We start from the raw sequence: 23,701 nt of genomic DNA, 5'->3' as shown, positions 1-23,701 counted from the left end.
CCTCAGGTGCCAGCGTCATGACGCGGACCTCATGCGCCGCCGGCCTCCAGCCTCCGCTTGAGGTCGGAGAGGAACTGCGCGCCGGTGGCGCCGTCGATGGCGCGGTGGTCGCAGGTGAGGGTGAGGTCGGCCAGGGGGCGCCACTGCGGGTCGCCGTCGTTCCAGACCTGTCGGTGGCTGGTGGTGCCCACGGCGAGGATCGCGACCTGCGGCACGTTGAGGATGGCGTCGAACCTGTCGATGCCGAGCATGCCGAGGTTGGAGACGGTGAAGGTGCCGCCGGTGACGTCGGCCATCCCGAGCTTGCCCTCACGGGCCTTGCCGACGACGGCCTTGCGGCCCGCGGCGACGCCCTCGAGGTCGAGGTCCTGCGCGCCGTGGATGACGGGGACGACGAGCCCGGCGTCGGTGGCGACGGCGAGGCCGAGGTTCACGGCGTCGAAGGTGGTGACCGACTCCGCGCCGTCGACCACGCCGAAGTGGGCGTTCATGTCCGGGTGGGCCACCAGCGCACCGGCGCACGCGGCGAGGAGCACGTCGGTGACGGTGGTGCCCTTCGGGCGGCGCGAGCCGTCGAGGGCGGCGGTCATGTCGGCGCTCACGCCGAGGTGGAAGACGGGGGCCTCCCACGCGGCGACCATGCGCTTGGCGGCCGTGCGGCGGATGCCCTTGAGCTTGGTCGTCTGCTGACCGGGCTGGCCCGCGGGGGCCTCGGTGGCCTCGCTCGTGGCGGCGCTCACCGGGCGCTCCCCGCGACCGAGCCGGTGGCGCGGCCGGCGACGCCGTACTCGCGCATCTTCGCCACCGTGGCGTCGATCATCCGCGCGCGCCCCTCCGCGAGGGCGTCCTCGAGCTGGCGGTCGCCCTGGGACCAGACGGCCTCGACGCCGGCGCGGAAGGCGTGGCGCAGGTCGGTGTCGGCGTTGAACTTGTGCACGCCGGCCTTGATGGCGCCCTGGACGTCGTCGGGGGCGACGCCGGACATGCCGTGCAGCACGAGCGGCAGGCCGGTGGCCTCGCGGATCTCCTCCACGCGCTGCAGGTCGAGCGGCTGCGGCGGGAGGTCGGGCACCACGCCGTGGACGATGCCGGCGGACACGGCCAGCCAGTCGACGCCGGTCTCCTCCACGAAGCGCTGCGCCTCGTCGACCTTGGTGTAGTACGCCGACCAGTCGACCTCCTCGCCGGCGTCGGGGATGGTGCCGAGCTCGGCCTCGACGGGGATGCCGAAGGAGTGGGCCACCTGCACGACCTGCCGGGTGGTGCGGATGTTCTCGTCCAGCGGGAGGTGCGCGCCGTCGTACATGATCGAGGTGAAGCCCAGCTTGATGGCCTCGAAGACCTCCTCCCACGGGCCGTGGTCGAGGTGGATGACCACCTCGGCGTCGGACTCCTCGGCGGCGCGGCGGGTCAGCTCGTAGGCGGCCTTGAGGCCCATGTGCGGGACGATCGCCCGGCCGACCTGGAGGAACACGGGCGCCTGGGCGATCTCGGCGGCGCGCACGAGGGCCTGGGCGGTCTCGTCGGAGTGCATGTTGAACGCGCCGACGGCGTAGCCGCCGGCCTGCGCGTCCTGCACGAGCTTGCGGGGGTCTGCCTGGTGCATCGGTGCTCCTCAGGGTGCAGAAGGGGTGGGGGTCTTGCGGGCGGCGCGGCGGGCGGCGGCGTCGACGACGCCGGCCACGGCGTCGTCCCAGCCGGCGCAGAGCTCCTCGCGGCGCTCGTCGCTCATCTGGGGCTCGAAGGTGCGCTCGACGACCCAGCTCGACTCGACGTCGTCGGGGGTCTTCCACCAGCCGACGCCGGCGCCGGCGAGGTAGGCGACGCCGAGGGCGGTGCGCTCCAGCTCGTCGGGGCGCACCACGGGGATGCCGGCGATGTCGGCCTGGAACTGGCAGAGCAGGTCGTTTCCGGCGGCGCCGCCGTCCACCCGCAGCTCGGTCAGCTCGATGCCAGCGCGGGCGTAGCCCACCAGCACGTCCCGGGTCTGGTAGGCCATCGACTCCACCCCCGCGCGCACGAGGTGCTCGGGGCGGGTCTCCAGGGTCATGCCCACGAGGTGCGCGGTGGCCCCGTGCTCCCAGTGGGGTGCGCACAGCCCGGTGAAGCCCGGGACGAGGTGCAGGCCGTGGTCGTCCCCGGCGGAGCGGGCGACCACCTCGATGTCGTCGCCCTCGCGCAGCACCTTGAGGTCGTCGCGCAGCCACTGCAGGGTCTGCCCGCTGTGGAAGACGACGCCCTCGGACTCGTAGGTGGTCTGCCCGCCGACGGTCCAGGCGGCCGAGGAGGTCATGCCCTCCACCGCGAGCACGTCCCCGCCGCTGTTGACGGTGAGGACGCTGGCGGTGCCGTAGGTGTTCTTGGCACTGCCGGGAGCGAAGCACGCCTGGCCGAACATCCCGGCCTGCTGGTCGGCGAGGACCGCGGTCACCGGGATGCCCGCGCGTGCGGCGCCCCGCGAGGGGTCGCCGACCAGGCCGCCGAGCACGCCCGGCTCCACCTCCCCGAACCCCGCGTCGGAGGCGACCGCCTGCGGCAGCAGCGAGCGCGGGATGCCGTAGGCGTCCAGCAGGTGCTGGTCCCACCCCAGGTCGTGGAGGTTGAACAGGCCCGTGCGGCTGGCCTCGCCGTGGTCGGTGAGGTGGGAGCGGCCGCCGGTGAGGTTCCACAGCAGCCAGGTGTCGACCGTGCCGACCGCCAGCTCGCCGGCCTCGGCGCGCTCCCGCACGCCCGGCACCTCCTCCAGCAGCCACGCGATCTTGGGGGCGGAGAAGAAGGAGTCGACCGGAACGCCGGTGCGGGCCCGCGACTCCTCGTCGAGCCCCTCGGCGCGCCACCGGGCGACGACGTCGTCGGTCTGGTGGCTCATCCACATGATCCCGTGGTGCACCGGGGTGCCGGTGGCGCGGTCCCACATGAAGACGCTCTCGCGGTGGGTGGTGATGCCGACGGCGGCGACGTCGGAGGGGTGCGCCCCCACCTGCGCCATGGCGCGGCCGATGGCCGAGCGCTGCGCCGCCCACAGCGCGGCCGGGTCGAGCTCGACCCAGCCGCGCCGCGGGCGCTTGGGCACCACGGGGCTGCGGGCCTCGGCGGCGATGCGCCCGGCGGGGTCCACCAGCACCGCGCGGGCGCTGGTGGAGCCCTCGTCGAGGGCCATGACGTAGGGCCCGCTGCTGGAGGGGCTGGCCATGACGACTCCTTCGTCGTTCAGGGGGGCCGCTGGGCGGCTGGTCAGGCGGGGATGGCGAGGTGGTCGAGCCAGGTGCGGTAGTCCTCGACCTCCTCCTTGCGGCGCTGCTCGTCCCAGCCGAGCCGGTCCCCGAGCAGGGCCGCGATGCGGTCCAGGGACGGCAGGGCGTGGTCGGGCTCGAACGCGAGGAGGGTGCGCCGGGCCATGACGTCGGCCAGCCCCCGGGCGAACTCGTGGGTCACCGCGAAGAGCAGCTCGGCGCCGACGGCGCCGCTGGGCTCGTCGACGACGGAGAGCAGCTCGGCGTCGCCGCCCGCGCTCGCCACGATGTCGAGCGCGCGGCGCCCGTAGACCGCGAACAGCCGGTCCACGCTCCGCGGGCCCAGCCCGGCGCCGCGCAGCGCGGAGCGCACCGAGCCCTCGTCGGTGGTGGCCCCCGGGAACGGCAGCTTGCGCGTCACGCAGGGCACGGACGGCCGGCCGAGGCGGCGCAGCACGTCGTCGACGGCGTCCTCGGCGAGCTGGCGGTAGGTGGTGAGCTTGCCGCCCACCACCGTGATGAGGCCCTGCAGGCCGTCGCCGTGGTCGTGCAGGACGTGGCTGCGCGGCACCTTCGACTCCGACACCCCCGGCGCGTACGGCAGCGGCCGCACGCCGGAGTAGGTGTAGAGCACGTCGTCCACGGTGAGGCCCGCCTCGGGCACGAGGGAGTTGACCTCGTCCAGGATGTACTGCATCTCGTCGGCGTCGCAGCGGGCGGTGCCCGGGTCCTCGTCGTAGCGGATGTCGGTGGTGCCCAGCAGGTACCGGCCCATCCACGGGATGACCAGCACGAGGCGGCCGTCCTTGCGGGACTCGTAGTAGACGACGTCGGTGGGAGCGCCCGGGAACGGGTCCACCACGAGGTGGCTGCCCTTGGTGCCGCCGTTGAGGCGCGGCTGCGCCTCCCAGACGCCGGCCTGCTGCGCGAACACCCTGTCGATCCAGGGGCCCGCCACGTTGAGGACGACGGGTGCGAGCACCTGGCGCTGCTCACCGGTGGCGGTGTCGCGGAAGGTGACGCCGCGCACCCGGCCGTGCTCGGTGAGCACGCCGTCCACGCGGGCTCCGGTGCGGATGACCGCGCCGTCGCCCGCGGCGGCCACGGCGAGCTCCACGCAGAGCCGCTCGGCGTACTCCACCTGTCCGTCGGTGAACACCGCGGCGCCGGAGAGCCCGTCGCGGCCGATGCCGGTGAAGCGGCGCAGGAGCTTCTCCAGGCCGAGGACCTCGTGGCTCTGGGACTTCTTGTCGAAGCTGAGCACGTCGTACAGGGCCATGCCCACCCGGATCAGCCAGCCGGGCCGCCGGTTGTGCCGGTAGAACGGCATGATCAGCCGGACCGGCTTCACCAGGTGGGGCGCGAGGCGGAACAGGGTCTCCCGCTCGCGCAGGCTCTCGCGCACCAGCGCGAAGTCGTAGTGCTCGAGGTAGCGCAGCCCGCCGTGCACCAGCCGGCCGGACCAGGCGGACACGCCGGAGCAGATGTCGTCCTGCTCCAGCAGCACCACGCGCAGGCCGCGCAGGGCGGCGTCGCGGGCGATGCCGACCCCGTTGACCCCGGCTCCGATGACCACGAGGTCGAACGGCAGCGCGAGCGGGTCGCTCTCGGGCACGGCCGCGGAGGTCGGTGCGGTGGACACGGCGGGCGCGCTCATCAGGCGGTCTCGATCACGGCGACGGGGGTGCGGACCTCCACGGTGTCACCCTCGGGCACGAGGAGCTCGACGAGCTTGCCGGTGGCGGGTGCCTCGAGGGTCTCCTCGACCTTCTCCGCCTCCACCTCCGCCAGCGCCTCGTCCTCGGTGACGTCGTCCCCCACGGCCTTCAGCCAGGTGGTGATGGTGCCCTCGCTCATGCCCATGCCCCACTGGGGCAGGAGGACCTCGACGCGTGCCATGTGACTCTCTCTTCCTCTTCGAAGAACGGGTGGTCGGTCTGCCTCAGCCCGAGTCAGCTGAGGGCGAGCTCGCGGGGGCGGGCCCCCGCGACGCGGCGCACCGCAGCGGCGATGGAGTCGCGCGCCGGGTAGAGCTGCTTCTCCAGCGCGGGGCTGAAGGGGATCTGCGTGTCGGGGGTGACCACGCGGGCGATCGGCGCCTGCAGGGCGTCGAAGGCCTCCTCGGCGACGATCGCGGAGATCTCCGCGGCGGCGCCGCAGGTCTTGTGCGCCGGGTCGGCCACCACGAGGCGCCCGGTCTTCGCCACCGACTCCAGCACCGCGCGGGAGTCGAGCGGCACGAGCGTGCGGGGGTCGATGACCTCCACGGAGATGCCCTCCTCCGCGAGGGCGTCCGCGGCCTTCACGGCCTCCGGGACGGCGGTGGCGATGGCGACGACGGTGACGTCGGTCCCCTCGCGCACCGTGCGGGCCACGCCGAAGGGGATGCGGTACTCGTCCTCCTCGACCTCCTCCTTGAGGCCCCACAGCTGGCAGGCCTCGAAGGTCAGCACCGGGTCGTCGGAGTCGATGGCGGTGCGCAGCAGGCCCTTGGCGTCCGACGGGGAGGCCGGGACGACGATCTTCAGGCCGGGCACGTTCATGAACATCGGGTACGGCCGGTCGCTGTGGTGGGCGCCGGTGTTGAGCCCGTAGAACATCGCCGAGCGGAACACCACCGGCATGGAGGCCTGGCCGCCGAACATGTAGCGGTTCTTGGCCACCTGGTTCACGAACTGGTCCATGGCCATGTACAGGAAGCTCGAGTAGGACAGGTCGACGATCGGCCGCAGGCCCGTCATCGCGGCGCCCGCGGCGGCACCCACGATGACCTCCTCGGAGATCGGGGTGTTGCGGATGCGGTTGCGGCCGTACATCTGCAGGAAGTCGCCCTTGTCCTTGCGCGACTTGCCGGCGCCGGTGGTGCCGTAGACGTTCGCCTCGACGTCCTCGCCGATGATGACGACGCGCTCGTCGGCGTCCATCGCCTCCTTCTGGGCGGCGCCGATGGCGCCCAGGAAGCTCATGGTGGTCTTCGCCATGGTCAGACTCCGATCTCGGCGTGGGCCTGCTCGGCGGACTGGACGCCGTCGCGGGACAGGTGGGTGGGCCCGAAGGGCTCGGTGTAGAGGTCGGCGAAGGCGACCGAGGCGTCCGGGAACGGGCTGGTCTGGGAGAACTCGAAGGCGTCCTCGACCTCGGTGTCGACCTCGCGCTCGAGGGCGTCCAGCTCGTCGTCGGTGGCCACGCCGTCGACCACGAGGCGCTTGCGGAACAGGACGATCGGGTCCTTCTCGAGCCAGCTGGCCTTCTCCGCGGCGTCTCGGTAGTCCACGCCCAGGCGCAGGCCCTCGGAGTGCTCGTTGAAGCGGTAGGTGACCACCTCGACCAGCGAGGGCCCCTCGCCGCGGCGGGCGCGCTCCACCGCGGCGCTCACGGCCTCGAAGACGGCGAGGAAGTCCTGGCCCTCCTCCACGCGGACGCCGGGGATGCCGAAGCCGGCGGCGCGCTCGGCGATGACGCCGGAGGTGACGGTGTGCGCCGGGGTGGACAGGGCGTACTGGTTGTTCTCGCAGAGGAAGACCACCGGCAGGTCCCACACACCGGCGATGTTCATCGCCTCGTAGAGGCACCCCTGGTTGGCGGCGCCGTCGCCGAAGAAGGCCAGCGAGACGCGGCCGTTGCCGAGCACCTTGCTCGACAGCGCGGCGCCGGTGGCGATCGGGATGGAGGACCCGACGATGCCGGACTCCCCCAGGCTGCCGACGTTGAAGTCGGCCAGGTGCAGGGAGCCCCCCTTGCCGCCGCACACGCCGGTGCCCTTGCCCACCAGCTCGGCCATGAGCGGGCCGAGCGGGCTGCCCTTGCCGATCGGGTGGCCGTGGCTGCGGTGGTTGCCGGTCATGTAGTCGTCGTCGCCGAGCGCCATCGTGGCGCCGACCACCTGGGCCTCCTGGCCGATGCTCGTGTGCACCGTGCCGGGGATCTGCCCGCGCTTCACCATCTTGGACGCGCGCTCGTCGAAGCGGCGGATGCGCAGCATCCGCCGCTGCGCCTCGAGCGCCGTCGCTCGGTCCATCGCTGCCAGGTCCACTGGGGTTCCTCCTGGGGTCGGGGTGAATGTTCATTCACCCACTGCATGATGATTCTAGAGGGGGCCGCGCCGTCCCACAAGGGCCGGACCGCCCCGGGTCGCCCGGTGCTCAGGTGAGGAGCTGCTCCGCCGTCACCACGTCGGTGACCAGCACGTCCACCCACCCGCCGGCCAGGCAGGCGCGGACCGCCGCGTGCTTGCTGCGCCCCCCGGCCACGACGACGCGCCGGCCGGCGCGACGCAGCTGGTCCAGGTCGACACCCACCACGAGGTCGTCCAGGGGCGTGTCCACGGGACGCCCCTGGTCGTCGACGAAGCGCTGCACGAGCTGCGCCACCGCCCCCGCGGCTCGGGCGGCCCCGAGCTGCTCGGCGCTGAAGGAGTTGTCCCCGGCCTGCATGGGCCCGTGGAACTGCGCCGGCCCGACGCCCACGAACGCGACGTCCACCGCGCCGAGCAGCCCCAGCGCGGTGGCGACGTGCGGGTTGCCCGCCGCGGCGTCGCGCAGCTCGCGGCTGCCCGCCACCCCCGGCGTGCGCAGGAACACGGCCTCGGCACCGAGCGCCTGCGCCAGGCGGAGGGTGCTGCGGGCGGCCTCGTGCTGCAGCAGCGGCGAGCCGATGTCGCCGAGCATCTCCACCACCTGGCCCACCCCGCTGCGCCGCTGCGGCGCCAGGGCGTCGGCCATGGCCTGCAGGGTGGTGCTCCACGAGGTGAAGCCGACCACCGCGCCGGCCGGCCAGGCGTCGCTGAAGTGCGCCGCCGCGGCCGTCCCGAGCTCGAGCGCCACGTCGTCGGGGTCGCTGGTCTCGACGACGTGCACCTCGGAGACGGCGTACCGCGCCTCCACGGCGTCCTCCAGCTCCGGGCGCAGCCCCGGCGGGGCCACCACCACGGTGCGCACGACGCCCAGCTCCTCGGCGGCGCTCAGCAGCCGTGAGACGCGCGGCTGCGAGAGCCCCAGGCGGGCGGCGATGTCGCGCTGGCGCACCCCCCGCACGTGGTAGAGCCGCGCGACGAGCGTGACCAGCCGCAGCTGCGCCGCGTCCGCCGCGGGCGGCACCTGGCGCGGGAGGGCCCGGTGAGCCGCCTCAACGGCCACCGCTCGCTCCTGCGACGAGGTCGGGCAGCAGCTCGAACGCGCCGCGCAGCACCCAGGTGGGGCGCTGCTCGACGGGCAGTGCCGCGACGTCGGCCAGGGTGTTCTCCCCCGTGAGCACGAGCGCGGAGTCCATGCCCGCGGCCTGCGCCATGGCGATGTCGGTGGACAGCCGGTCCCCCACCATGATGCAGCGCTCCAGCGGCAGCCCCAGCAGGTCGCGCACCGCCTCGAGCATGGAGGCGGCCGGCTTGCCGAGGTTGGCCTCGCAGCGGGCGCCGGTGCACGCCTCGATGGCCGCCACCACCGCCGCCGCGTCCGGCTCGCCGCGCCCACCGGGCATCGGGCAGAACCGGTCGGGGTTGGTGGTGATGAGCCGCGCGCGGCGGTGGAACCACAGCGCGTCGAAGGCCGTCTGCAGCTTCGCGTAGTCGAAGCCGCGGTCGTAGCTGGCGACGACGACGTCGGTCTCCTCCGCGCGCTCCACCAGGCGCACGCCCGTGGCGGCGAGGTGGCGGCGCAGCGGCTCCTCGCCGATGACGAACACCCCGGCGCCCGGGGCGTTCGCCGCCAGCCACGCGGCGGTGGTGACGAGCGGGTTGAGCACCTCCTCCACGGACGTGGGGATGCCCAGGCGGGTGAGCTTCTCGGCGTACATCACCGGGTCGCGGGTGGGGTTGTTGGACAGGAACACCGTCTTCGAGCCCCGCTCGCGCAGCGCCGCCACCAGCTCCGCGGAGCCGGGCAGCAGCGCGTCGCCGAGGTAGAGGGTGCCGTCGAGGTCGAACACGCACCCGTCGTACGCGTCGTCCGGGCGGCGCAGCAGCGCCTCCAGGTCCGCCGGGGCGACCGTCGTCGTCGTGGTCATCGCCCCGCTCCGACCAGCTCGAGGGGGTCCTCGCTGGTGGCGGGCGGCTCCAGCGCGGTCTGCAGGTCGCAGAACACGTCGCGCAGCTGCGGGTAGAGCCGCTCGTAGACGCCGAAGAGGCGGTCGTACACGGCGGCGTGCTCCTCACCGGGGTGGTACACCCGGCCGGTGCCGCTCATCTGCGCGGACGCCTCCCCGATGGACCCGTGCAGCCCGAGGGCCGCGGCCGCCAGCACCCCCGCACCCAGGCAGGTGCTCTCGGGTTCGCGCGCCACGTGCAGCGGCCGGCGCAGCACGTCGGCCACGATCTGGCACCACACCGCGCTGCGGGCGCCTCCGCCGGTCACCACCACCTTCTGCACCGGCTCCCCCAGCGCCGCCTCGGCGCCGTCGGTGAGCAGCCGCTGCTCCAGGGCCAGGCCCTCCAGCAGCGAGCGGTACACGTGGCTCTTCCCGTGCCGGCCCGTCAGCCCGACGATCGTGCCGCGGGCGTGGTGGTCCCAGTAGGGGGTGAGCGCCCCGGTCCAGTACGGCAGCGTCAGCAGCCCCTCGGAGCCCGGGGGCAGCTGCGCCGCCGCCGTCTCGAGCACCTGCTCGGCCGTGAGGTCCAGGCCGAGGGCGCGGGTGTCCACGCCGGCGAACCGCTCCACGAACCAGCTGATGTTGTGGGTGCCGCCCCCGATGAACGTCTCCAGCGCGTACGTGCCGGGCACCCCGCCCGCCATGGTGCGGAACGCGTCGGCCCAGCGGTAGGTGTCGCTCGCGAACCCTGAGATGATGCCGGAGCCGAGGTTGAGGTAGCTGGAACCGGGCTCGGTGACGCCCAGCCCGAGGCCCGCGGCCTGACCGTCGCCGGCACCGGCCACCACGGGCAGGCCGTGCGGCAGGCCGAGGGCGTCGGCCACCGCGTCGGTGACCTCCCCCACCACCGACCCCGGCGCCGCCAGCGCGGGCAGGTGGTCCCGCGTGAGCTGGGCGGCGGCCAGCAGGTCGTCGTCGTAGTCGAAGGTCCGCAGGTCCACCACGCCGAGCGGGTCGGCGCTGGCCCACGAGGTCACCCAGGTGCCGGTGAGCCGGTGGGTGAGGTAGGCGCCGACGTCGACGACCTTCTCGGTGCGCCGCAGCGTCGACTGCTCGTGCTTCGCCAGCCAGAGCAGCTTGTACCAGGCGGGCGTGGGGTTCGGCGGCTTGCCGGTGCGCTCGTGGACGTCGCGCGTGCCGAACTCGGCCACCTCGGCGGTGGCGCGGGTGTCCAGCCACAGCATCGCCGGGCGCAGCGGGCGCCCGTCGGAGGTGGTGCAGGCGAAGCTCTCGCGCTGGTGGGTGATGGCGATGGCGCCCACGCGGCGGCCGTCCACGGCCTGCACCGCGCGGCGCACCGCCTCGCAGAAGGTGCTCCACCAGTCCTCGGGGTTCTGCTCGCCCCACCCCGGGTGCGGGGTGGAGGTGGCGAACGCCGCGCGGCCCACCGAGCGGGAGCGGCCGGTGGCGTCCCACACCACGGCCTTGGTGGCGGTGGTGGAGCAGTCGACGCCGATGACGAGGTCGCGGTTCACAGCGCGGCCTCCTGCGGCTCGAGCGCGGACAGGCACCGCTCGACCTCGGCCGGCGTCCACCAGCCGAGCGCGTCGAGGAGGTCGACGACCACGAGCCGCTCGCGCATGAGGTGGCAGCTCGCCACGGCCCAGCGGGCCAGGCCGGCGTCCACGGACGGCACGAGGTCGGCGAAGGTGGCGGCGACGCCGGCGGCCCGCAGGCCCTCGCGCAGCTCCGCCGACGGGCGGACCAGCGAGCGCAGCACCTCCGCGTGCTCGTCCCAGCGCTCGAGCACGGCCACCAGGCGCTGGCGGCGGGTGGCCAGCTCGGCCTGCTTGAGCTCGTAGCGGCGGCCGCACTCGGCGGCCAGCGCGCCGTCGTCGTCGAGGTGCCCGAAGGCGTCCCGGCAGCGCTGCAGCGCAGCCTCCGGGTCGACGTGCAGCCGCGCAGCGGCCCGAGCGCCACCCACCTCGGCGAGCCGCTCGAAGAGCAGCTCCCACGCGGCGGCCGCGACCACTGAGGCCACGCCCACCTGCGCGCCGTGCAGCCCGATCGGCTGCGCCAACGCGGCGTGGTGCATGTCGAGGACGTGGGAGACGAGGTGCTCCACGCCGGAGAGCACCGCGGTGCCGCCGGAGACCCCGGTGGCGATGCCGCGCACGTCGAGGGCGCGGGTCAGGGCCTCGAAGGCCTCCGGCTCGCCGCGGACCACGCCGGGCGACCACTCGGCCAGGCCCCGGCCCACCACGGCCAGCAGGTCGACGGGGGCGCGGTGGAAGGTCTCGTCGAGCCCGGTCAGCGCCGCCAGGTACCAGTCGGCGGGGGCGGTGAACATCGACAGCAGCTCGCCGTAGCCGGCCGCCGCCATCTGCGGCGGGGCGCCGGCGACCGTCTCGAGGTCGCCGAGCACGACGTCGGGCCAGCGCGAGGGGATCGTCTTCTTGACGCCGGAGGCGAGCACCACGGAGACGTCGTCGGTGAACCCGTCCACCGAGGCGGCGGTCTGCACCACCACGAGCGGGGCGTTCCCGGTGCGGGAGGTGGCGACCTTGCCGATGTCGGTGATGGTGCCGCCGCCCACCGAGACGACGGCGTCGGCGCCGGTGACGGCCCGTGCGGCGGCGGACAGCGCCGTCTCGTCGGCGTGCAGCGGGCCGACGGCGTGATCGCCGTGCTCGTCGCGCACCACGTACCGCGTCACCGCGCCGGTGGCGCCGACAGCTGCCCGGAGCGCGGCCTCGACGTCGTCCTTGAGGTCGCGGCCGGCGCGCTGGATCGCGACGTCGTCCACGAGCAGCACCACGCGGGCGCCGGCCAGCTGCACGCCGCGGGCGGCGAGCAGGTCGGACAGCTCGGGGACCACGCGGGTGGACGCGTCAGAGGCCACCACGAGGCGGCGCAGGCCCAGGGGCGTCAGCTGCCGGCGCGGGTCCTGGTCGGCCAGGGCCTCGCGCAGGGCGTCGACGTCGGTGGGGTCGGCCAGGTCCAGCAGGGAGGAGGCGGACGTGATCATCAGTGACCGCCCCGCAGCCGGGCCCGCCCACCGCGGTCGCTCATGACGGCCGCGATGATGACCACGCCGATGACGACGGGCTGCAGGTTGGGCGAGACGTTGAGCAGCGACATGCCGTTGTTCAGCGTGCCGATGATGAGCAGGCCGATGAAGGTCCCGAGCATCGTGCCCGAGCCGCCGGCCAGGCTGGCGCCACCGATGACCACCACGGCGATGACGTTGAGCAGGTCGGTCGAGCCCGCGCTGGGGGCTGCCGAGTCGAGCCGCGAGGTGGTGAGCATGCCCGCGACGGCGGCGAGGACGCCGGCGATGACGTACACGCGGATCTTCAGCGAGGTGACGCGCAGGCCCGACAGCCGCGCGACCTCCTCGTTGCCGCCGATGGCGTACAGGGCGCGCCCGTCGGGCCGGTAGCGCAGCCAGAACGCCGCCCCGAGGTAGACGGCCACCATGATCAGGCCCTGCACGGGGATCTGCGTGCCCGGTACGTTCTCGGTGAGCGTCAGGAACCAGCCGGGGAACGCCGTGATCGGGTTGCCGTCGGTGATCCAGAGCGCCAGACCAGCCGCCGCCGACATCGTCGCGAGCGTCGCCACGAACGGCTGGACCCTGCCCTTGGTGGCGAGGACGCCGTTGACCAGGCCGATGAACGCACCCAGCAGGAGAGCTGCGAGCAGGGCGGCGGCGAAGGGGATGCCGTGGTCCTTGAAGAGCCAGGCGCTGAACATCGCCGTGATCGCCAGGACGGACCCGACTGAGAGGTCGATGCCGCCGATGATGATCACCAGGGCGGCACCGACCGCCATGATCCCGATCGCGGAGACCGCACTGACGATGTTCAGCAGGTTGCGCGAGGTGAGGAAGTACGGCGACAGGAACGACATCGCGATGACGATCACCACGAGGCCCACGAGCGGGCCGGGCAGCGACCGGAACGCCGCGAGGGCGCGGTCCTTCGCCGAGGGCTGGGCGGGTGCGGGGGCGTGCGGGGTGGGGCGCGCTGCGGTCGGAGCGCTCATCGGTCCTGACCTTCCGGTGAGGGGGTCGTCTTCTCGCTGGTGGAGGTGGTGAGGGTCCCGGTGGACCCCTCGGAGGCCGTGCCGAGCACGGCGAGCTCCATGACGGCCTGCGGGGTGGCCTGCTCGCGGGTCAGCACCCCGCGGTTGTGGCCCCCGCCCATGACCATGACGCGGTGGGCCAGGCCCAGGACCTCCTCCAGCTCGGAGGAGACGACGACGACGGCGACGCCCTGGGCGGCCAGGCCGCGGATGATCTCGTAGATCGCCATCTTCGCGCCGACGTCCACGCCGCGCGTCGGCTCGTCGATGATGAAGACCCGGGGGGTCTTCACGAGCCACTTGCCGAGCAGCACCTTCTGCTGGTTGCCGCCCGACATGGAGGCCACCGGCAGGTGGAGCCGGCCGCGGATGTCGAGGTCCCTGCTGAGCTTGTCGGCGGTGTCCTTGACGACCTTCCGGGAGACGAGGCCGCCCCTGGCCAGCGACGCCTCCCAGGGCAGGGTGATGTTCTCCGCGGCGGTCCGGTCGAGGTTGAGCCCCTGGCCCTTGCGGTCCTCGGGGACCATGACCACGCCGGCGCGGATGGCGGCGCGGGCGTCGCCGCGCTTGAGCTCCTTCCCGTCGACGACGACGGTGCCGGCGTCCGGCCTGTCGACGCCGCAGACGGCGCGGACCACCTCGGTGCGTCCGGCACCGACGAGACCGGCCACGCCGAGGACCTCCCCGGCGCGCACCTCGAGGTCGATGCCCTCGAACGCGCCGCGGCGGCCCAGGCCGCGCACGCGCAGCACCTCGCGGTCGGTGGCGGGGGCGGGCGCGGAGTGCTGGTAGGTGAACTCCCGGCCGACCATGGCGTTGACCAGCTCGCGCTGGGGCACGTCACCGGTGTCCCAGAAGGCCACACGCTGCCCGTCGCGCAGGCAGAGGACCTGGTCGGCGGTGCGGCGCACCTCCTCCAGGCGGTGGGAGATGTAGACGACACCGGCGCCGGCGTCGCGCAGGACGCCGATCTGCTCCAGCACCCGCTCGGTCTCGCTCTCGCCGAGGGACGCCGACGGCTCGTCGAAGATGACGTACCTGGGGCGGCGCGAGATCGCCTTGGCGATCTCGATCTCCTGCTGCACGGCGATCGGCAGTCCGCGGACCTGGCGGCGCGGGTCGAGGTCCACCCCGAGCGTGCGGAGCGCTTCCCGGGCCTGCGACTCCATCCGGCTGCGGGCCAGCCGCCCGCCGGCCATCGGGAGCCGGCCGAGGAAGATGTTCTCGGCCACCGACAGCTCCGGCAGCAGCCGGATCTCCTGGTGGATGAGGGCCACCCCGGCGTCGAGCGCGGCCGCGGGGCCCGAGGGGGCGTACGGCGCGCCGTCGAGGGTCATCGACCCGCCGTCGGGCTTCACGACGCCGGTGATGATGGAGCTGGTGGTCGACTTGCCGGCGCCGTTCTCGCCGATGAAGCCGAGCACGGAGGCCGGGGCGACGGTGATGTCGACGCCCTTGAGCACGCGGACTCCGGCGTACTCCTTGACCAGGCCGGTGCACACCAGTCCTGCCGAGCTGCTGGACGAGGTGCCGGCCCCGACGACCTCGAGCCGGTCCGAGGCAGCGCTGGAGGCGGTCATGGACGTCCTCGTCGTCGTCGGGGCCGCCATGTCACTGCTGCGTCTTCGCGTCGGGGCCGTAGAACGTCGTGACGTCCTCGGAGGCCACGTTGTCCTTGGTGATGAGGACGGTGTCCTGGTACTGCTCCTTCGGCACCGAGTCGCCCTGGCCCTCGATGTAGGCGATGGCGTTGTCGACGGCGATCTGGCCCATCTTGTAGGGCTGCTGCGCCATGGTCGCCTGGGTCAGGCCCTGGGAGATGCCGTCGAACATCGTCGGGAAGCCGTCGATGCCCACTGAGATGAGGTCGGTGCGGCCGGCCTGCCGGGCGGCCTTGGCGGCGCCCAGGCCCATCGCGTCGGACTCGCCGAAGACCGCCTTGAGGTCCGGGTTGGCGGTGAGGATGTTCTGCGTGGCCTGGAAGGCCTGCGTCTCGTCCCAGTTGGCGGTCTGCTCGGCCACCACCTTGATGTTCGGGTTCTCCTTGAGCGCCTCCTGGCAGCCCTGGGTGCGCTGGATCTCGGCGGTGGAGCCGAGCACGCCGTGGAGGATGGCGATGTCTCCGGAGCCGCCCATCTGCTGGAACATCCACTCGCACAGCTGCTTGGCGGCCTTGACCGAGTCGGTGGCGATGTAGGTGGCGAGCTCGCCGTCGCCCGACTCGGGCTTCTGGTCCACGGCGATGAGCGGGACGTCGGCCTGGTTGGCGGCGCGCACGCCGGCGCTGGCGGCGGTGGAGTCCTGCGAGATGAAGATCAGCGCGCCGACGTTCTGGGTGAGCAGGTCGTTGACCTGGCTGACCTGCTGGGTGGAGTTGTTGTTGGCGCTGGTGACCTTGAGCTCGTAGCCCTTGGCCTCGGCCTCGGCCTGCATGCCCTGGACGGCCGCCACGTAGAAGAGGGACTTCTGGTCGGCGACGGAGACGCCGATCGTCTTGTTGCCGCTGCCACCGCCCTCCGCCCCGGTCGAGGCGCCGCCGCAGGCGCTCAGGGTGGCGACGGCGAGGGCCGCCAGGGGGGCGAGCACCACGAGGGCCTTGCGCTTGCGTGCACCGGGTCGCGCCACGGGACGTCTCCTTCGTCGTCGGGGTGCCGCTCCGCTGCGGCACCGTCGCCCCTCCGCGCTCCTCCGTCGGAACGGTGAATGAATATTCACTAAGCGGATGACGATTCGCAACAAGCATGGGAGTGCCCTCAGGACGCTGTCAACCCCGCCGCCGGGAGACGGGCCCCTAGGGTTGCCGCCGTGGACCCCAGCCAGCTGCGCCTCGTCACCAAGGTCGCGCGGCTCTACCACGTGCGCGGCCTGCGCCAGGCGGAGATCGCCGCCCGCCTGCACCTGTCCCAGTCCCGCGTGTCCCGCCTGCTGAGCCAGGCGGAGGAGTCGGGCGTCGTCCGCACCGTGGTGGTCGTGCCCCCGGGGCTGCACTCCGAGCTCGAGGACGCCCTCGAGGAGGGCTACGGCCTGGCCGAGGCGCACGTGGTCGACGTCGTCGCCGACGACGAGGACGAGCTGGTGCGCGACCTCGGCCACGCGACCGCCGCGATCCTGGCCGGCAGCCCGCTGCGCACCAGGACCCTCGGGTACACCTCCTGGAGCCGCACGCTGCGGCACTGCGTGGAGGCGATGGTCCCCCAGACCTCCACCGCCGAGGTCGTCGTGGAGGTGCTGGGAGACCTCGGCGCCCCCGCCCTGCAGCACGCCGCCGCGCAGAGCACCGAGCGGCTGGCGCAGCTGCTCGGCGCGGAGCCGCTGTACCTGCGCGCACCCGGCGTCGTCTCCGACCCGCGCCTGCGCGAGGTGCTGCTGGCCCAAGACGGGCACGCCCGGCAGACCCTGGCCGCCATGGACGACCTGGACGTCGTGCTGGTGGGCACCGGCCCCGCCGACGTGGCACCCCCGCTGGGCGGCGACAACTTCTTCACCGCCGAGCAGTTCGCGCAGGCCAGGGAGCTGGGCGCCGTCGGCCAGGTGTGCCTGCACTTCATCGACGAGCGCGGCGACCTGCTGGACACACCCCTGGACGACCTCGTCATCGGCGTGACGGCCGAGCAGCTGCGGCGCACGCCCCGCCGCCTCGGCGTGGCCGGAGGTTGCAGCAAGGCGCCGGCCATCCGGGCCGCCCTCGTCGGCGGCTGGATCAACGTGCTCGTCACCGACACGGAGACCGCGCAGCTCCTCGCCGCCTCGGTCCCCCAGCGGTAGCACCCCTCCCGCCGGCCGTCCGACGTCTCAGCCTGAGACGCCGGCGCGCCGGAGCACCCCCACCCCGAAGAAGCTCTTGACAGGCACGTCGCTGCCACCTGAGACTCCTCCGCAAGTCGATTCGTACCCTGAATGAATATGCCTCGCAGTCGAGGCCAGGAGCGACACCGACGCGCACTTCGACGCTGAAGCCCGCCACCCACCGCTCGACGACCGCTCGATGAGGAGCTGACCCACCATGCGCACGACCTCTCGCTGGCGCCTCGCCCTCGCTGCCGGGGTCTCCTCCCTGGCCCTGCTCACCGCCACCGCGTGCGGCACCACCACGCAGGCCGCCAGCGGCGGCAGCGGCCAGCAGACGGTGGCCAAGGACGACCTCGTGCTCGTCCTGTCGGTCATCAACACGACCAACCCCTACATGGCCTCGATGATCGAGGGCGCGAAGTCGCTGTCCAAGCAGCTCGGCGTGCCGCTCAAGGTGGTCGACTCCGGCGGCTCCTCGCAGCAGGAGATCTCCCAGATCCAGGCCATCCTCGCCGAGGGCAAGAAGGTCGCCCTCGTCTCCAACACGGTCGCCAGCGCCGACGCCGTGCCGATCATCAACTCGGTCAAGCAGGCCGGCGGCTACGGCGTCATCTGGTGGAACAAGCCCGACGACTTCACCCCCGAGCAGGTCGGCGACAACTTCGTGGCCTTCCAGCTGCACTCCGGCGTGGACGCCGGGGAGTGCACCGGCAAGAACCTCGCCGAGTCGATGGGCGGGAAGGGCAACATCGTCGTCTTCCCCGGCGTGCTCGACTCCACCATCAGCCAGCAGCGCGTGGCGGGCCTCAAGGAGGCCCTCAAGGACTACCCTGACATCAAGATCCTCGAGGAGCGCCCGGCCAACTGGGACCAGCAGGTGGGCTTCAAGGAGGCCCAGGGCATGATCGCCAAGTACGGCGACCAGATCAACGGCGTGTGGACCGCTGACGACGCGATGATGCTCGGCGCCATCCAGGCCTTCGACAACGCCGGCACCACGGCCAACGTGAAGTTCGCCGGCGAGGGCCTGTACCCGCCCACCATCGAGCTGATGCAGAAGCCCGGCAGCACCATCACCGCCGAGACCTTCCACCGCGGCTACATGGCCTCCGCGATCGGCCTGCTCACCGCCTACGAGGCCGCCACGGGCGAGCTCGACGTCAAGTCCATGACCCCCGAGCAGCGCCAGGGCATCTTCAAGATCGGCTGCGTGACACCGGAGAACCTCGCCGACTACACCAAGTACGACGCCGACGTCGACGGCTGGGTCAAGGGCCTCATCGAGTCAGGTCCGTTCAACGCCGAGCCCGTGCCGGTCGTCGGCGCCGGCCCCGTGAAGATGCCCTCTGAGTGACCTGCTGACGACTGTGACCGACGTCCTCACGGCTCCGAAGAGCCCCGGTCGCCAGCCCCTGCCGCGCGCGGACCGCGCGCGGCGGGGTCACGGCCGCCTGCGCAGCTCCGGCGAGGTCATCGCCCTGCTCGTGCTGCTCGTGGTGTTCACGCTGCTGAACCCCGGCACGTTCGCCACCGCCACCAACGCCCGCACCATCCTCGACCAGGCGGCCCTGCCGCTCATCGTGGGCGTGGGCGCCACCCTCGTCATCCTCATGGGCAGCATCGACCTGTCGGTCGAGGGCGTCATGGGGGCGGCCGGCATGACGTTCGTGCTGCTGAGCGCCAACAGCCGCGGCGGGGAGTCCCACGGGGCCCTCGCGCTGGTCGCGGCGCTCGCCGTCGGCCTGGCGATCGGCCTGCTCACCGCGCTCATCCACACGCGCCTGCGGGTGCCGACCTTCATCGCCTCGCTCGGCGTCTGGTACATCGGGCTGGGGGTGGCCACGCTGCTGTACGGCACCGAGGGCATCCCGAACTTCACCGACCCCGCCACCGCGAACTGGGCCAGCCGCCTGCTCCTGGGCCTGCCCCACTCGTTCTGGCTGGCCGCGATGGTGCTCGTGCTGGGCCTGCTCGTGGGCCGCTACACCCGGCTCGGCCGCTCGGCCTACGCCCTCGGCGCCGACGAGCGCATCGCCCGCGACAACGGCGTGCGCGCCGCCCGCACCAAGGTGGCGGTCTTCATGGTGGCCGGCGGGTGCAGCGCCCTCGCGGGCGTGCTCGCCTCGCTGCAGCTGGGGGCGGGCTCGGTGACCCTCGGCGCGGGAACGCTCTTCCTCACCATCGCCGCCGTCGTCATCGGCGGCACCTCGCTGGGCGGCGGTCGCGGCGGCATCGCCCGCACCGCGCTCGGCGTGCTGCTGCTGACCGTCCTCAACAACGGCCTGATCCTCTCGGGGGTCAGCCCCAACATCCAGTCCGCCGTGTCCGGCGCCGTGCTCATCGGGGCGATCGTCGCCGCCGCGTGGCCGCACCGGAGCCGCCTGCGGGTGGTGAAGTGATGAGCGCCCCGGAGGTCGTCCGCGTGTCCGCCCCCACTCCCCCGTCGTCCTCGCCGGCCTCGGACGGCCTGTCCGTCACGGCCGCGCCGGCCCTGTCCCTGACCGGCGTCACCAAGAGCTTCGGCCCGGTCCACGCGCTCAAGGGCGTGAGCCTGACCCTCGGCCGCGGCGAGGTGCTCGGCCTCATCGGCGAGAACGGCGCCGGCAAGTCGACCCTGCTCAAGGTGCTCTCCGGCGTCCACGAGCCCGACAGCGGCACCCTGGCGGTCAACGGGAAGCAGGTGCGCCTGCGCTCCCCGGAGGACGCCGCCCGCGCCGGCGTGGGCATCGTCCACCAGGAGCAGTCGCTGCTCACCAACCTGTCGGTGGCCGAGAACATCGCCATGACGTCGGGCTCGCGCGCCAAGGCCGCCACCCGCTTCGGCGTCTACCGCTGGGGCCACCTCAACCGCGTGGCCAAGGAGGTGCTCGCCCGCATCGGGGTCGACATCGACCCGCGCACCACCGTCGGCGACCTGTCGTTCGTCGACCGGCAGATGGTGGAGATCGCCCGCGCGCTGCAGGTCGACACCGGCGCCCACGCCTCCCCGGTGCTCATCCTCGACGAGCCCACCTCCCTGCTCGAGCGCGACGAGACCGCCGTGCTCGAGCGGGAGATCCGCTCGCTGCGCGAGATCGGGTCGGTCGTCTTCGTCTCCCACCGCCTCGACGAGGTCATGCGCATCTGCGACCGCGTCGTCGTCATGCGCCACGGCGAGGTGGTCGGTGACCGGAAGACCTCCGAGGTCACCGAGGACGAGCTGTTCCGCCTCATGGTGGGCCGCGACTCCCGCGCCACCCCCAGCGAGCGCCGCACCCCCCAGGACCGGGCCACCGCGGTGCTGCAGGTCGAGGGCCTCACCCGCGGCCACGCCTTCCGCGACGTCTCCTTCTCCGTGCCCGCCGGCAGCATCACCGCCATCGTCGGCACCAACGGGTCGGGCCGCGAGGAGGTCGTCCGGGCCGTGTTCGGCGCCGAGCCCTTCAGCACCGGCACGCTGCGCGTGGCCGGGAAGGACGTCGGCTCCTGGAGCGTCGCGTCCGCGGTGCGCGCCGGTGTGGCCTACATCCCCTCCGAGCGCCGCGTCGAGGGCATGGTCGGCGGGCTCACGGCCGCCGAGAACCTCGTGCTCACCCACCCCGGCGCGTCCCGCTCCGGGCCGCTGCTCAGGCCCAAGGCGCGGAAGAAGATCGCCGAGACCTGGTTCGAGGACCTCGACGTGCGGCCCCGCCAGCCCGAGCTGGCGCTGGAGCGGTTCTCCGGCGGCAACCAGCAGAAGGTCGTGCTGGCCAAGTGGCTCAGCTCCTCCGACCTCAAGGTGCTCGTTCTCGACCACCCGCTGCGCGGGCTCGACCCTGGCGCCAGCGAGACGGTCAACGCCCAGATCCGCGCCGCGTGCGCGCGGGGCGCCGCCGTGGTGCTGCTGCCCGACACCCTCGAGGAGGCGCTGGAGCTGGGAGAGGAGATCATCGTCATGCGTGACGGCGAGGTCACCGCCCGCTTCGACACCGCTGTCGAGACCCCCACCGCCCTGGACCTGCTCGAGAAGATGGTGTGACGACGATGTCGACCACGACCCCCGCGGCGCCTTCGGCGCCGACGTCCGAGGCTCGCGCGCCGAAGGTCCGGCGGGGCCTACCGCCCGGCCTGTGGCAGACGGTGGGCCCGGCCGCCGTCTTCGTCGTCCTCTTCGGCGTCACGGCCGCCCTGCAGCCGGCCATCCTGTCCGGCGTCGGCCCGATCAACCTCACCACGCAGGCCACCGCGATCCTGCTGGTGGCCCTCGGCCAGGCCGCGGTGCTGCACGTCGGCTCGATCGACCTGTCCAACGCGGCCTCCGCCGTGCTCGGCGCGATGGTGCTGGCCAAGCTGCTCGGCCCGACCGCCGTGGCGGCGCCCGTGCTGACGCTCGTCATCATGGCGCTCATCGGCGCGGTCAACGGCCTGCTCGTGGCCTTCACGCAGGTGCCGTCTTTCGCCCTCACCCTGGGCACGCTCGGCGTGCTGCAGGCGGCCTCGCTGGTGGTCTCGGACAACACCACCGTCTACGCCTCGGCCAACGCCGAGGTGGTGCAGTGGCTCTTCATCCAGGCGTTCGCCGGCCTGCCGGTGGCGTTCTGGTTCGCCGTGGTCGTGGCGGTGCTGTTCTGGGTCGTCCTGCGCCGCACGTCGCTCGGCCAGGCCCTCACCGCCGTGGGCCTCAACGAGACGGCGGCCGTCTTCTCCGGCCTGCGCACCCGCTGGCTCAAGGTCGCGGCGTTCTCCTTCTCCGGCCTCATGGCCGGCGCGGCGGGCATCTGCATCATCAGCCAGGCCGGCGCCGCCAGCTCCTTCGGCCTCGGCAGCGACCTGCTGCTGCCGGGCATCGCCGCGGCCCTCATCGGCGGGGTCGCCATCACCGGCGGGCGCACCAACCCCGTCGGCGTGGTCTTCGGCGCGCTCACCGTGGCGCTGGTGCCCATCGCCGCCACCGCCCTCGGCGTGACGCCGCAGGCGCGCAGCCTCGTCTACGGCGCCGTCGTCATCGCGGCGGTCGCCCTCACGGCGAGCCGCGCCAAGGGCGCCGTCGTCAAGTGACCCGCCAGCCCGACCAGCCCCGCCCCACTGCTCAGCGCTGAGAACACCAGGAAGGAAGAGAGCCACGATGACCGTGCTCGACCAGCTGGAGCCGCAGGAGGTCCTGCGCTTCTTCGAGACCCTCACCACCATCCCCCGCGGCTCCACCAACGAGGAGCGCGTGGCCGCCTGGGTGGTCGACTTCGCCCGCCAGCGAGGGCTGGAGGCCTCCTCCGACGAGGTGCACAACGTCTTCGTCCGCAAGCCCGGCCAGCACGGCGGCGAGGACGCCGTCCCGCTCGTGCTGCACGGCCACCTCGACATGGTCTGCGAGAAGGCCGAAGGCGTGGACATCGACTTCCTCAACGACCCCATCACCATCAAGGTGGTCGGCGACGAGATCACCGCCGACGGCACCTCCCTCGGCGCGGACAACGGCATCGGCGTCTCCTACATCCTCGCCCTGCTCGACTCCACCGACGTGCCGCACCCGCCGCTGGAGGTGGTCCTCACCGCCATGGAGGAGAAGGGCAAGGTCGGCTCCAGCAAGTTCGACACCTCCCGGCTCACCGGGTCGCGGATGATCGACTTCAACTGGATCACCGACACGGAGATCCTCGCGGGCTGCTCCGGCGACATCACCTTCACCGTGGACGTGCCCGGCGAGCTCGAGGCGGCCCCCGCCACGCACACCACCGCGCAGCGCCTGCTGGTCCGCGGCCTGGTGGGCGGCCACTGCGAGTTCGACATCCACCTCGAGCGCGCCAACGCGGTGCTGCTGCTGGCCCGGGCCCTGGTGGCGCTCTCCGACGTCGCCGACGTGCGCGTCAGCTCGCCGCACGGCGGTGCGCAGAACAACGCCATCCCCGCCGACGCCGAAGCCGTGCTCGTGCTGCGCCCGGAGGACGAGAAGGCCGTCCGCGACGCCGTCGCCGACCTGCAGGCCACCTTCCAGCGCGAGTACGCCACCGCCGAGCCGAAGCTGCGCCTCGAGCTGGCCGACGCCTCCAGGGTGCCGGAGCGGGCGTTCTCGAAGACGGCGGGCGAGCGCCTCGCGCGCCTGACGACGCTGGTCCCCAACGGCGTCATCAGCTGGAACCTCGACGTGCCCGGCGTGGTGGAGACCTCCAACAACCTCGGCACCATCCGCACCACGGACGACGGCGCACGCCTCATGTCGACGATCACCTCGGCGCTGACCTCCCGCAAGCACGAGGTGCTGGACCGGGTCCGCAACCTCGCGGCGCTCGCCGGCGGTGGCGTGGGCGTGGAGGAGTACGGGCTGGACGCGCCCGAGTTCCCCTACCGCCCCGACTCCCCCCTGCTGGCCACCGCCCGCGCGGCCTACTCCGACGTCATCGGCTCCGAGCCCGACGTCCACGTCAGCCAGTGCAGCCTCGAGCTGGGCATGTTCAGCCGCGCCGTGCCGGGGCTGGACGTCATCTCGATCGGCACCGAGCTGCGCGACCTGCACTCCCCCAACGAGGCCGTGAAGCACACGTCGGTCGCCAAGGTGTGGCCGCTGGTGCGCGAGGTCGTGACCCGGCTCGCCGCTGACAAGAAGGCGGAGGCCTGAC

Annotated in this window: 20 protein-coding genes; 6 read left to right on the top strand and 14 right to left on the bottom strand. The window is 73.1% G+C overall.

Annotated elements, in window-relative coordinates; genetic code table 11:
* Positions 1-29 precede the first annotated feature (29 nt).
* From FHN55_RS18300 to FHN55_RS18235, 14 genes are all read right to left on the bottom strand, one after another.
* Positions 30-740: a 2-oxo acid dehydrogenase subunit E2 gene (locus FHN55_RS18300; protein WP_139713804.1), complete on the bottom strand. Its 711-nt coding sequence runs from the start codon at positions 738-740 to the stop codon at positions 30-32.
* Entirely contained in the window at positions 737-1,606 is an 870-nt protein-coding gene (locus FHN55_RS18295) for a class II fructose-bisphosphate aldolase (RefSeq protein WP_139713802.1), read from the bottom strand. Before FHN55_RS18295 ends, FHN55_RS18300 begins: the two co-directional genes overlap by 4 nt.
* A 9-nt stretch (positions 1,607-1,615) precedes the next feature.
* The gene (locus FHN55_RS18290; protein WP_139713800.1) at positions 1,616-3,193 is read right to left on the bottom strand and encodes a glycerol kinase GlpK; all 1,578 of its coding nucleotides are present in this window, start codon (positions 3,191-3,193) and stop codon (positions 1,616-1,618) included.
* A 41-nt stretch (positions 3,194-3,234) separates the two neighbouring features.
* The gene (glpD, locus tag FHN55_RS18285; RefSeq protein ID WP_139713798.1) at positions 3,235-4,890 is read right to left on the bottom strand and encodes a glycerol-3-phosphate dehydrogenase; all 1,656 of its coding nucleotides are present in this window, start codon (positions 4,888-4,890) and stop codon (positions 3,235-3,237) included.
* Entirely contained in the window at positions 4,890-5,132 is a 243-nt protein-coding gene (locus FHN55_RS18280; RefSeq protein ID WP_139713796.1) for a lipoyl domain-containing protein, read from the bottom strand. The genes glpD and FHN55_RS18280 overlap by 1 nt, the downstream gene beginning before the upstream one ends.
* Positions 5,133-5,185: 53 nt before the next feature.
* Positions 5,186-6,214 (bottom strand): alpha-ketoacid dehydrogenase subunit beta, encoded by a 1,029-nt coding sequence (locus tag FHN55_RS18275; protein WP_139713794.1) that lies wholly within the window; start codon positions 6,212-6,214, stop codon positions 5,186-5,188.
* A 2-nt stretch (positions 6,215-6,216) separates the two neighbouring features.
* The gene (locus FHN55_RS18270; protein WP_218974810.1) at positions 6,217-7,266 is read right to left on the bottom strand and encodes a thiamine pyrophosphate-dependent dehydrogenase E1 component subunit alpha; all 1,050 of its coding nucleotides are present in this window, start codon (positions 7,264-7,266) and stop codon (positions 6,217-6,219) included.
* A 109-nt stretch (positions 7,267-7,375) separates the two neighbouring features.
* A complete protein-coding gene (locus tag FHN55_RS18265) occupies positions 7,376-8,368 on the bottom strand; it encodes a sugar-binding transcriptional regulator (protein ID WP_139713792.1) in 993 nt (330 codons plus the stop codon).
* Positions 8,358-9,233 carry an HAD-IIA family hydrolase gene (locus FHN55_RS18260; RefSeq protein ID WP_139713790.1) on the bottom strand — a complete coding sequence of 292 codons (876 nt, stop codon included), beginning with the start codon at positions 9,231-9,233 and terminating at the stop codon, positions 8,358-8,360. Before FHN55_RS18260 ends, FHN55_RS18265 begins: the two co-directional genes overlap by 11 nt.
* On the bottom strand, positions 9,230-10,789 hold the full coding sequence (locus FHN55_RS18255) for an FGGY-family carbohydrate kinase (RefSeq protein WP_139713788.1): 1,560 nt from the start codon (positions 10,787-10,789) through the stop codon (positions 9,230-9,232). Before FHN55_RS18255 ends, FHN55_RS18260 begins: the two co-directional genes overlap by 4 nt.
* The gene (locus FHN55_RS18250) at positions 10,786-12,282 is read right to left on the bottom strand and encodes an iron-containing alcohol dehydrogenase (RefSeq protein ID WP_139713786.1); all 1,497 of its coding nucleotides are present in this window, start codon (positions 12,280-12,282) and stop codon (positions 10,786-10,788) included. Before FHN55_RS18250 ends, FHN55_RS18255 begins: the two co-directional genes overlap by 4 nt.
* Positions 12,282-13,301: an ABC transporter permease gene (locus tag FHN55_RS18245; RefSeq protein ID WP_139713784.1), complete on the bottom strand. Its 1,020-nt coding sequence runs from the start codon at positions 13,299-13,301 to the stop codon at positions 12,282-12,284. Before FHN55_RS18245 ends, FHN55_RS18250 begins: the two co-directional genes overlap by 1 nt.
* On the bottom strand, positions 13,298-14,920 hold the full coding sequence (locus FHN55_RS18240) for a sugar ABC transporter ATP-binding protein (RefSeq protein ID WP_139713782.1): 1,623 nt from the start codon (positions 14,918-14,920) through the stop codon (positions 13,298-13,300). The genes FHN55_RS18245 and FHN55_RS18240 overlap by 4 nt, the downstream gene beginning before the upstream one ends.
* A 31-nt stretch (positions 14,921-14,951) precedes the next feature.
* Entirely contained in the window at positions 14,952-15,965 is a 1,014-nt protein-coding gene (locus FHN55_RS18235; protein WP_180357937.1) for a substrate-binding domain-containing protein, read from the bottom strand.
* A gap of 180 nt (positions 15,966-16,145) precedes the next feature.
* Here FHN55_RS18235 and FHN55_RS18230 point away from each other — a divergent pair, with 180 nt between their 5' ends.
* The 6 genes from FHN55_RS18230 (at position 16,146) to pepD (ending at position 23,700) form a co-directional block, all read left to right on the top strand.
* Positions 16,146-17,105, top strand: a complete 960-nt coding sequence (locus tag FHN55_RS18230; RefSeq protein WP_139713778.1) for a sugar-binding transcriptional regulator — start codon at positions 16,146-16,148, stop codon at positions 17,103-17,105.
* A 238-nt stretch (positions 17,106-17,343) separates the two neighbouring features.
* Entirely contained in the window at positions 17,344-18,483 is a 1,140-nt protein-coding gene (locus FHN55_RS18225; RefSeq protein WP_139713776.1) for a sugar ABC transporter substrate-binding protein, read from the top strand.
* 13 nt (positions 18,484-18,496) lie between these two features.
* Positions 18,497-19,528, top strand: a complete 1,032-nt coding sequence (locus tag FHN55_RS18220) for an ABC transporter permease (protein WP_218974809.1) — start codon at positions 18,497-18,499, stop codon at positions 19,526-19,528.
* The gene (locus tag FHN55_RS18215) at positions 19,528-21,126 is read left to right on the top strand and encodes a sugar ABC transporter ATP-binding protein (RefSeq protein WP_139713774.1); all 1,599 of its coding nucleotides are present in this window, start codon (positions 19,528-19,530) and stop codon (positions 21,124-21,126) included. The genes FHN55_RS18220 and FHN55_RS18215 overlap by 1 nt, the downstream gene beginning before the upstream one ends.
* Before the next feature lie 5 nt (positions 21,127-21,131).
* The gene (locus FHN55_RS18210; RefSeq protein WP_139713773.1) at positions 21,132-22,145 is read left to right on the top strand and encodes an ABC transporter permease; all 1,014 of its coding nucleotides are present in this window, start codon (positions 21,132-21,134) and stop codon (positions 22,143-22,145) included.
* 67 nt (positions 22,146-22,212) lie between these two features.
* Positions 22,213-23,700, top strand: a complete 1,488-nt coding sequence (gene pepD / locus FHN55_RS18205; protein ID WP_139713771.1) for a beta-Ala-His dipeptidase — start codon at positions 22,213-22,215, stop codon at positions 23,698-23,700.
* Position 23,701 lies beyond the last annotated feature (1 nt).

This window comes from Streptomyces sp. NP160 (assembly GCF_006335115.1).
In the GTDB taxonomy this organism is placed as follows: Bacteria; Actinomycetota; Actinomycetes; order Actinomycetales; family Quadrisphaeraceae; genus Quadrisphaera.
This window is presented reverse-complemented; position numbering and strand designations above follow the sequence as displayed.